The following is a 1,095-nucleotide window of genomic DNA, read 5'->3' as shown; positions in this document are numbered from 1 at the left end:
ACGCGGGTGTGTCGGCCGCGCATCGGAGCATCACGTGCACCAGGCCCGCCGGGGCAGGGGTGTCGAGCAGGGCTACGCTGTCGTCGGCCGTGGTGCACGCGCCCTCGGCGGTGCGCGCGAAGCCGCCGCGGGTCACCCGCCAGGGGCCCCCCTGTTCCGCGCTGCTGCCGTCCAGCGCGTCATCGCCTTGCAGGCTGTCCGCGGCGATGGCCGTCCCGTACCAGTCAGACCATGCCGCGATCCGCGCGACCCGCGTGCCATAGACGCGGGTGTCGAGCCGAAAGCCGATCTGGCCGAGGGTCGACTGGTGCAGGCCGGCGTACAGCTCGGGGTCGCCCCCATGCGGATCGATCGCGATCGGGCGCAGAGCAGGGTAACAGCCCAGGCCGTGGGCATCGGGCACCGAAGACGCGTAGTAGGCCGCGCCGAACTCGCGCAGGACCACCACGTAGTAGACGGGCAGGTTCTGTACGCCGCGCACGGTGGGCATTGCTGTCTCCCCGCTGCGTGCCCAGAGCTCCCCGTTCTCGGCACCGGTGGCGTGCATGACGAGGGCGCTGGCCGGGCCGCGAACCGGATCCTGGGGCGCCGGCGTCGGGAACCAGCCCACCGCGAGGTTCTCGTCGATCAGCGGCACCGCGGGCGCTTCCTTGGCGATGCGCCGCCACCAGCGCCACTGCCGGAGCGTTCTCAGTTTGCGATTGGAGGTCAGGAACTGGGCCAGCCGGTGGCGGCGCCTGAAGACCTCGGAGCCGACGAACCAGCGGTTCAGCCGCGCACGGAAGGTCTCCGTCAGGTTTTCGGTCTGCGCGGTGTTGTGGCCATTGAGCATGAACACCGCAAACGCAACCCCGTTCTCGCGGCGGCAAGGGCCATAGGCCAGACCTTCCCGGCCCCAGCCGGGTTGCAGCAGCGGCGCAATGCGCATGGCCCCGTTGTCGGCGCTGATCACACCCTCACGGTCTGCACCCTGGCGCCGGCTGCCGTCGGGCGATCGGCTGCCGATCACGCGTCCGGCTCGCTGGGGGCGCTCGAAACTGTCCGACATCAGGGGCGAGTCCGGGGTCGCTCCGGACTCGCCATGCCCCAACCCGC

At 71.2% G+C, this 1,095-nt stretch carries 1 protein-coding gene; it reads right to left on the bottom strand.

Features of this window, described 5'->3' with window-relative positions; all coding sequences use genetic code 11:
- Positions 1-1,048: hypothetical protein (locus AC01FP_RS17725; protein WP_474482059.1), on the bottom strand; the 1,048-nt coding region annotated here is incomplete at its 3' end.
- Positions 1,049-1,095 lie beyond the last annotated feature (47 nt).

The organism is Cyanobium sp. NIVA-CYA 375 (assembly GCF_056108345.1).
This window is presented reverse-complemented; position numbering and strand designations above follow the sequence as displayed.